The organism is Loigolactobacillus bifermentans DSM 20003, assembly GCF_001434575.1.
In the GTDB taxonomy this organism is placed as follows: domain Bacteria; phylum Bacillota; class Bacilli; order Lactobacillales; family Lactobacillaceae; genus Loigolactobacillus; species Loigolactobacillus bifermentans.
Genome location: NZ_AZDA01000003.1, coordinates 131,825 through 139,607, shown reverse-complemented (window position 1 = coordinate 139,607; position 7,783 = coordinate 131,825). Strand labels below are relative to the sequence as shown.

The following is a 7,783-nucleotide window of genomic DNA, read 5'->3' as shown; positions in this document are numbered from 1 at the left end:
GGTCCAAAATTGTGCGGTATGCCGATATTAAACCTCGTATGAATAATTCGGGATAAGTTTTCTTTTAAGACGGGAAATATTGTTCCCGGAAGTGGTATAACTAATTATTTTCAAAGTGGCATTAATGATGCAATCAATTCGTTGACAAAGTACAGCGGGGTTTCGATTGAAGTTAAAATTTCTACTACTCGTTCTAAAAATTCTGTTTTAGACACGGCGGAAGTAATAAAATCTGTTAAAGAAATTGAGGCTCATATTGGTGATTTTAAAAGGGCGACTATAACGTCCGGAGATTCAGGGTCTTCAGTTCCGATTGAATTAATTAATAGCAGATTACATGTATGTAGAATATTCGAGGTGCCTATAAAGAAATTTTTAGATCAGGAAACTGTTCAGCAGGACATGTATGAGATGTATTCGCCGAATTATGATAATTATAAAAATGAAGTGGACAAAAATGTAAGGTAAATATTTGTAGCGCAAGGTGATTTTATGAAAAAAAGTAGTTCACCACATGTTTTAGGGAATATTATTAATATAAGTTATCCGCTAGTTGTAGCAATTTCTTTTTCATATGTTTGCAATAGGCTTCATGTGAGTACTGGACTTCGTGGCCTTTCAGCCGTTTTGGAATCAATAATAACTTTTTCGTCAATTGTTATTGGGTTCTATACGGCTATGTATGGTATTTTGCTAACACTGAGTAAAACTCAGCTGATGATAGAATTTAGAAAACGTAGAATTGATAGAATATTTAAATTTCAGTTGTACGATTCTTTAATTACATCGTTTTTAGTCTTAATAGTTTCGATTATTTTACAAGTAATCAAACACTATCCTGGCAAAATAGCTAATTATATTTTTATTTTTTGGATTTTTCTCATCGGATATTTTGTTGCTACAACATATCGATCAATTAGTTTGCTGCTAAAAATATTTTTTGCGCATGAAGTTGATCTTCCAATAGATCACACAAAAAGTTCTGAGGAAAAGCAAGCACAAATTAAAAGAATTAAAAGCAAAAATGGTTAATAAAAGATGATTTGCTTTTTCTTACACTCTTGGGGCACCCTTAGCGGGGTGCCTCTTTTTGCGTTTTAATATAAAAAATGAAAGTGGAGGAATTGCCGTGGATTTTCAAGAAGCAAAAGATGAACTGGAAGCCACAAGCCTAGGATTAAATCGAAAAGATATCGTAAAAAGGCTAATCACTGATGTGGTTGCCTATTTTTATACAAAAAAAGCCAGACGCTAAACGCCCAGCTTTTCTTCTAATGCTTCAGATAAAGTTTGACTAAAGTTAAGACCTTGCGCTTGTGCTCTTTGCGCTAAGTCCGCAGGAACGGTAACGTTCTTACGTACGAACTTTTGTAGTTCACGTTTCTTTGCAGAAAGGTTAGCGGTAATAACAACAATAAATTCATCATCGTCTAATGCGATTGTATTTGGTGTAGATGGTTCTGGCAGCTCCTTATTGTCATAGTTCATTTCAGCAAGCACATCGCTTGCCATGACGTACGCGTCATTAAGACCGTAACCTTCTGTAAAGGTATTTGGTAGATCAGGAAATTTAATAATATAGGTATCATGTTCATTGTGTAATGGACGGAATATAGCCGGATAGGCAATTAGTTTATCACTCATAATAAAACCTCCAATTTTAGTAGTGAGATGAGTGTACAACAACAAGGACTCATTTGAGTCCTAATTGCTTGTAGATTTCCTTGGCGGTGTAATCATCAACTTCGGTGTGCTGAGGAAGTGGAGCAGTGAGATTGTTCTTAGGGTTGAGAAGCTTAGCGTGTCGTCCACCATGTTCGTTGACGTTGACACCTCGTTTCTTCAAATCTTTAAGTAAGTCTCGCCTTTTAACCATCACCTCATCTCCTTTACACTTATTATAATACATCTAATGCGTATCATTGTCAATGCGCGTTTGGTGTATTGCATAGGGATTTCAATCGGAAGATACGGCCACAATATTAATTTAAGAGGAAACAGTATGAAGGAGACGAAGATATGAGTTACTCAGTAGCTAATCGAGATAAGCATGGAAATGCACTTGCGCCACCAGCAGCACCTCAAGTTGAACGTTTAGTACCATCACGTCATGAAGCAACAGCTAAGCAACGTGAACAATTGTATAGCCGTGTCACTGATAAGATTATGGATAGAATTAATAAAGGCGGTAGTATCACGGTAGATGTCCATGACTTTAACCAGGCTGTGATTAATGCAGCCATGCCAGATATCGAAGCGGCCGGGTGGTACGTTGAACCCAGCCGTATGTTGAATGATATCGTCTCACTAGAATTAAGTTAGCCCATGCCAAGCAAGAAGCTGACCATTGTGAATGGCCGACGTGTCCTGGTAGATGCCAAGCAACGTATCCGACAGGACAGTGATAGACAGTACAACCAACACAGACAGTCGACTAAGTCGAACTACTTAAGCTTCTATCACTCATCTCAATGGCAACACATCAGACGACAAGCATTGTTAAGAGACAATCACATTTGTCAACGTTGTGGACTAGAAGCAACACTGGTTGACCACATAATACCTAGCGAGGATGCATGGGATGGTAGGCTGGACCTAGATAACCTAGAGTCCCTGTGCAAGGACTGTCACTACTGGAAGACTAAGCGTGAGACAATCAAGCGTAAGAAAGGACAACATCGTTATATGCAGATCAATATTATTGCTGGTTATCCTGGTTCAGGTAAGTCAACTTATGTTCGTGATCATGTTGGTCAGCATGATCTAGTCTACGACTATGATGCATTGATGGCTGCACTTACTGGCCTGCCATTGCATGTACACAATATCGATGCACATGACTATGTCTCACTCATCTATGAGTTGATCATGCGAAAGCTGAAAGCAGAACAAACATTTGATAATGTTTGGATCATCATGACATATCCAGACAAGAGACTAGATAGTCTGTTGGTCAGTCGTGACTTGCATCATTACATGTTGTCGACAAGTAAAGATGTTTGCATTCAACGATTGATAAATGATAAAAGAAACATTCAACAATTAACAAAAGTTTTTAATAAAATTGATGAATTAAAATCAATTGGAAAATTTGAAAATTTTAAAATAATTTGAAACGCTGGAAATCTTGTGAGGGGTACCCCCGTCCAAATTTTCGGGGCTTAGATCTGCAGGGGACGTTGAACGGACGTCCTCTTTTTTGCACCCCAAATTCTATTAATTTTGAAGTTTCAGAGGGGGCCTTGACCCAAAAATAGACCAATATGGAGGTGGAAGTGGGTGGGTAGAAAATATAAGCCTTTAGCCCTATCTAAAGCCAATTTGACTAAGGTCAAACAGGAGGCACATATGCAAGCAGAGATCTTATCATCTGATGGTTTGCCTGCTTTGCAAAAAACACCTCCACGGCACCTAGATCCAATTGCCAGTCAGGAATATAAACGCATCATTAACAGTATTGGTGACTTACCAATGCGCAATCTTGACCGCAGTGAACTGGAAAATTATTGTACCTGGTATTCGGTTTACAAGAATACCTCGATCAAAATGAAGCAAGCATTAGCCAATGGTGATGAAGATGAGTATTACAGTTATATCGGTATTCTAAACAAGGCCACAGCGGCGATTAAAGGGTTGGCTAGTGACTTAGGTCTTAACGTCAACAGCCGCATGGGCATGAATATGCCGAAAAACGAGGAAAAGAAGTCATCATTAGCAGACATCTTTGGATAGGAGACCACGTATGCGAACGTTAGTTTTTTGTTTAAATAAAAATGAATTAGCAGTGCAGCTTGGCCTTTATATTGGAGACCATCCTGATGCTGTTTGTCGCGGTCATGAGGTAATAAACCCTGATGATTCGATTCAGCATTATGCTTTGATTGATAGCACAATGGTTGAAGCTTTGACGGATGTTACTCAAGTTGTCTTATCTGGCACTTTGACTAAGCCAAAAGGCAAATATGAAAAAGTGATGTGCGCACGAGCCGTAGCACTTGGTGAGTATTTATTAAATACGCATAAGCTGGTGTATGGCCGATGAAATTTACGGATCCAACACCCAACTTTATAAAGCGTGTATTAAACGGCCGTCTGATCACTTGTGACGCTGTTTTACTGGCTGTCAAACGGCAGGAAAATGACCTTAAACGAACTGATTGGCGTTGGACGTGGAACCCTGAGCTGGCGGGCAAGGCTGTTAAGTTCATGGAGATGCTGCCGGAACCAAAAACGGGTAAGGCACAGCCGCTAGCGCCGTTTCAGAAGTTTATAATTGGCTGTATTTATGGCTGGGTTGACAAAGATGACCCAACAATTAGGCGATTTACCGACGTGTTCATTTCAATGGCACGGAAAAATGGTAAGTCGCTTTTAATTTCAGGCGTTATTTTATATGAGTTCCTATTCGGTAAGAATCCAGCCAATAAGCGCCAATTGTATACCGCCGCTAACGACCGTAAACAGGCCGGTATCGTGTTCGGCATGGTTAAGGACAGATTACGAGCATTATGTAAGAAGGACGCTGAAATCAAGCGAATGGTCCGTATTACACGGGATGAAATCGAAAACCTTAACGACGGTTCAACAATTCGGGCGTTCTCGCGGGATGCAGGTCTTGTCGACGGCTATGAACCCCATGTGGCCGTAGTCGATGAATACGCTAATGCTAAGACCACAGATATGATTGAAACCCTAGCATCCGGACAGTTGCTACTACCAAGTTACTTGACCTTTATTATTTCTACAGCCGGCTTTGATATGAACGTACCAATGTTCACGCAAAATTATCCGTATGCTAAGAAAGTGCTGCGTGGTGAAATTGATGCTGAACGTTACTTCGCATTTATTGCTGAAATGGATAGTGCTGAGGCTGTTGATGATCCCGAAAAGTGGATTGAAGCCAACCCGCTAATGGATGTAGATGTTTTATACAATCAAATTCATGATTATTTGGCCGATAAACTGGCTTCATCTCGTGCTGATGGCACCCTAAATAGCAAACTTGTTAAAAATTTCAATGTTTGGCGACAAGCCACCGAGGATTCTTACATGAATTTTGAGGATTGGAAACAAGCGGAGCTGGTCGAAAAGCCAGATTTACGCGGTGCTCGCGTTTGGTTTGGGATTGACGTTGGTCGTACGAGTGACCTTTTTGCCATTACCTGGCTGGTTTTACAGGAAGGGTATTGGTATTTAGATGGATATGCCTTTATTGCTAGCAAAAATGGCCTTGATGCCAAAATCAAAACGGATCGGATTGATTATCGTGCGGTCGAAAAGCGCGGCGAAGGTGAGATTACACAGCTAGAATCAGGGATTATTGATAACGACCGTGTGTATGAATGGCTTGAAGACTTCATTGAACGTAACGACATCGACGTACAAGCAATTTGTTATGATCCGTACCAGTTTGGTCCGTTGCTCACAACCATTGAGAAAAATCATAGTGAGTGGAATATGGTCAGTGTACGGCAAGGCACTATGACGCTGTCGATGCCAACAAAGCAGTTCAAAGATGATGTGATCTGTGGGAAAGTCAAGCACAGCAACAACGAATTGATGACGGCTGCCATGATGAACGCCGTTTTAATGAGTGATAACAATGGTGTTCGCATTAACAAAAACAAATATAGTAACAAAATCGACATGGCCGATGCGGCGTTAGATGCTTATGCAGTGGCATTTACCGAGGATATTGATAATTATTTAGACGATGAATCAGTTTTCAGCGATGATTTTGGCTTTTAGGAGGTGGCGAAGTGCATAAATTGAAAAGAATTGGCCAATGGCTAGTCCTTAATGCGATTGGATTATTTTTAGTGGCTGGGATGACGATTATTGTTATTGCTAGCTTTTTGATTGGGCACATTATTGGTTTATATGTGCTTGGTGCAGCCCTGCTGATATTAGCCATTATTCTTGCCATTCCAGGAGGGAGGTGAGACTAAATGAAACTATTTAGAAGTGTGGCTACAGCAACTGATGTAAGCCCAAATTGGGCCAGTGATTTAATTAGTGAGGGTATTCTGCCGTCATTTGGCGGTGGCTATGTTGGTATTGGAGCATTACGTAATTCTGATGTACTAACGGCTGTATCCATTATTGCCGGGGATATTGCCCGTTTTCCAGTGATTTTAACTGACAGAATCACTGGTACTGTCATTAATTTAGAGAATGTTGAGTACTTGATGAACACCAAGGTGAATGACCGACTATCAGCCTATCAATGGAAGTTCTCCATGGCGGTTAATGCGATTTTGTCGGGCAATTCATACAGTCGCATTGTACGTGATCCATTAACGAGTGAACCGGCTATGTTTGAGTTTTATGCACCGTCACAAACACAGGTTGATTACACCGACCCTACTAAAATCATTTACCGGTTTACACCTTACAATTCAGGAACAACTAAGATTTGCACGGCCAGTGATGTGGTACACTGGAAATTTTTTAGCTATGACACTATCATGGGCCGTTCGCCACTGCTAAGCCTAGGTAATGAAATGGACTTGCAGGAATCGGGCATTAGCACATTACAAAAGTTCTTTAATGATGGCTTTAAAGGGTCGATTTTAAAGGCAAAAGGGAAGTTATCTGCTAAAGCGCGCCGAAAAATCAGAACAGATTTTGAGGACGCTCAAACAGGTGCCACAGCAGGTGCCCCGATTGTGGTTGATGAAACCATGGAATACCAACCGTTAGAAGTTGATACAAACGTACTGAACTTGATTTCAAGCAACAACTATTCCACTTCTCAGATTGCGAAAGCTTTACGAGTGCCAGCTTATCGACTAGCTCAGAACAGCCCCAACCAATCAGTGAAGCAGTTGTCAGATGATTATGTGCAGAACAATTTACCGTTTTACTTCCGGCCAATTACCACGGAGTTTGAAATGAAACTACTTGATGATGACCAGCGGCATAAATATGCGGTGCTGTTTGATACTTCAGAAGTGGCCGGTATGTCGGTCGATGATGTGGTAAAGCTTAAAAGCAATGGCGTGATTGTCGGGGATGAAGCCCGGGCTAAGATTGGTTTGAAAGCCACTGGTGACCCTGATATGCAGAAATTTGAAACCAACCTGAACACGATTTTCTTAGACCAGCGGGATGCTTATATTTCAGCAACGAAAGGAGGTGATTCGAATGCCAGTAAAAACAAAGGAAACCAGAACGATGACGACACCGATGGAAGTGCGGGAAGCGACAACGGACAAGCCAGCAACGATTGAGGGTTATGCGTTGAAGTTTAACTGTGATTCCGAACCAATGGGGTGGCTCACTAGATTCCGCGAAAGGATTGATCCACATGCGCTGGACAATGCAGACATGACCAATGCTGTTGCCCTTTTTAACCATGACCAAAATCAAATTTTAGGCCGAAACGGTGTGAATTTAGAGCTGTCAGTTGATGATACGGGACTGAAATATGTTTTAACACCGCCTGATACCCAGCTTGGCCGTGATTTAGTTGAAAATGTACGTGCTGGTATCATCTCACAGTCTAGCTTTGCATTTTCTATTACAGATGATTCAGATGCTGAAAAATGGACCCGTGACGGTGACGCAGAAGCACCTTACAATCGTTTGATTCGAATGATTGATCGTATTTACGATGTGTCACCCGTTACAACACCCGCTTATCCTGATACAGAAGTTAAATTGGGTACACGGTCACTGGACCAACTTAAAGCATTGGAACAACCGCCTAAATGGCAACAAGAACGGCAAAAAATGTTGAATGAACTTAAACGAGAAGACCTTTTACGAGGCCTTTTTTAAT

General features: G+C 40.9%; 13 protein-coding genes. 11 read left to right on the top strand and 2 right to left on the bottom strand.

Going from position 1 to position 7,783, the window contains the following annotated elements:
* Positions 1-42 precede the first annotated feature (42 nt).
* From FC07_RS15970 to FC07_RS16260, 3 genes are all read left to right on the top strand, one after another.
* Entirely contained in the window at positions 43-468 is a 426-nt protein-coding gene (locus tag FC07_RS15970; protein WP_338040314.1) for a DUF6731 family protein, read from the top strand.
* A 24-nt stretch (positions 469-492) separates the two neighbouring features.
* The gene (locus FC07_RS01395; protein ID WP_057903340.1) at positions 493-1,032 is read left to right on the top strand and encodes a hypothetical protein; all 540 of its coding nucleotides are present in this window, start codon (positions 493-495) and stop codon (positions 1,030-1,032) included.
* 97 nt (positions 1,033-1,129) lie between these two features.
* Positions 1,130-1,255: a hypothetical protein gene (locus FC07_RS16260; protein ID WP_268872038.1), complete on the top strand. Its 126-nt coding sequence runs from the start codon at positions 1,130-1,132 to the stop codon at positions 1,253-1,255.
* On the opposite strand, the gene FC07_RS01390 is transcribed toward FC07_RS16260, so the two are convergent.
* Positions 1,252-1,644 (bottom strand): type II toxin-antitoxin system CcdA family antitoxin, encoded by a 393-nt coding sequence (locus FC07_RS01390; RefSeq protein WP_057903339.1) that lies wholly within the window; start codon positions 1,642-1,644, stop codon positions 1,252-1,254. The genes FC07_RS16260 and FC07_RS01390 overlap by 4 nt on opposite strands.
* A 49-nt stretch (positions 1,645-1,693) precedes the next feature.
* Positions 1,694-1,876 carry a type II toxin-antitoxin system HicA family toxin gene (locus tag FC07_RS01385; protein ID WP_057903338.1) on the bottom strand — a complete coding sequence of 61 codons (183 nt, stop codon included), beginning with the start codon at positions 1,874-1,876 and terminating at the stop codon, positions 1,694-1,696.
* Positions 1,877-2,019: 143 nt separating this feature from the next.
* On the opposite strand from FC07_RS01385, the gene FC07_RS01380 reads away from it, so the two are divergent.
* The 8 genes from FC07_RS01380 to FC07_RS01345 all read left to right on the top strand — a co-directional run bounded on the left by FC07_RS01380 (position 2,020) and on the right by FC07_RS01345 (position 7,782).
* Positions 2,020-2,322 carry a hypothetical protein gene (locus FC07_RS01380; RefSeq protein WP_057903337.1) on the top strand — a complete coding sequence of 101 codons (303 nt, stop codon included), beginning with the start codon at positions 2,020-2,022 and terminating at the stop codon, positions 2,320-2,322.
* Between the two features lie 3 nt (positions 2,323-2,325).
* A complete protein-coding gene (locus FC07_RS01375; protein WP_057903336.1) occupies positions 2,326-3,114 on the top strand; it encodes an HNH endonuclease in 789 nt (262 codons plus the stop codon).
* A 165-nt stretch (positions 3,115-3,279) separates the two neighbouring features.
* Positions 3,280-3,732: a P27 family phage terminase small subunit gene (locus tag FC07_RS01370; protein ID WP_057903335.1), complete on the top strand. Its 453-nt coding sequence runs from the start codon at positions 3,280-3,282 to the stop codon at positions 3,730-3,732.
* Between the two features lie 10 nt (positions 3,733-3,742).
* Complete coding sequence (locus FC07_RS01365; RefSeq protein ID WP_057903334.1) at positions 3,743-4,042, top strand: hypothetical protein; 300 nt, start codon at positions 3,743-3,745, stop codon at positions 4,040-4,042.
* Positions 4,039-5,748, top strand: a complete 1,710-nt coding sequence (locus FC07_RS01360; RefSeq protein ID WP_057903333.1) for a terminase large subunit — start codon at positions 4,039-4,041, stop codon at positions 5,746-5,748. Before FC07_RS01365 ends, FC07_RS01360 begins: the two co-directional genes overlap by 4 nt.
* A gap of 11 nt (positions 5,749-5,759) precedes the next feature.
* Positions 5,760-5,942 carry a hypothetical protein gene (locus tag FC07_RS01355; protein WP_057903332.1) on the top strand — a complete coding sequence of 61 codons (183 nt, stop codon included), beginning with the start codon at positions 5,760-5,762 and terminating at the stop codon, positions 5,940-5,942.
* 6 nt (positions 5,943-5,948) lie between these two features.
* A complete protein-coding gene (locus tag FC07_RS01350; protein WP_057903331.1) occupies positions 5,949-7,232 on the top strand; it encodes a phage portal protein in 1,284 nt (427 codons plus the stop codon).
* Positions 7,189-7,782 (top strand): HK97 family phage prohead protease, encoded by a 594-nt coding sequence (locus FC07_RS01345; protein ID WP_155797862.1) that lies wholly within the window; start codon positions 7,189-7,191, stop codon positions 7,780-7,782. The genes FC07_RS01350 and FC07_RS01345 overlap by 44 nt, the downstream gene beginning before the upstream one ends.
* The last annotated feature ends 1 nt before the right edge of the window (position 7,783 follow it).

Coding starts and splice junctions, on each gene's coding strand:
- FC07_RS01365 (WP_057903334.1), top strand. CDS start 3,743: ATGCGAACGTTAGTTTTTTGTTTAAATAAAAATGAATTAGCAGTGCAG.
- FC07_RS01395 (WP_057903340.1), top strand. CDS start 493: ATGAAAAAAAGTAGTTCACCACATGTTTTAGGGAATATTATTAATATA.
- FC07_RS01385 (WP_057903338.1), bottom strand. CDS start 1,876: ATGGTTAAAAGGCGAGACTTACTTAAAGATTTGAAGAAACGAGGTGTC.
- FC07_RS01360 (WP_057903333.1), top strand. CDS start 4,039: ATGAAATTTACGGATCCAACACCCAACTTTATAAAGCGTGTATTAAAC.
- FC07_RS01375 (WP_057903336.1), top strand. CDS start 2,326: ATGCCAAGCAAGAAGCTGACCATTGTGAATGGCCGACGTGTCCTGGTA.
- FC07_RS01390 (WP_057903339.1), bottom strand. CDS start 1,644: ATGAGTGATAAACTAATTGCCTATCCGGCTATATTCCGTCCATTACAC.
- FC07_RS01350 (WP_057903331.1), top strand. CDS start 5,949: ATGAAACTATTTAGAAGTGTGGCTACAGCAACTGATGTAAGCCCAAAT.
- FC07_RS01380 (WP_057903337.1), top strand. CDS start 2,020: ATGAGTTACTCAGTAGCTAATCGAGATAAGCATGGAAATGCACTTGCG.
- FC07_RS01345 (WP_155797862.1), top strand. CDS start 7,189: ATGGAAGTGCGGGAAGCGACAACGGACAAGCCAGCAACGATTGAGGGT.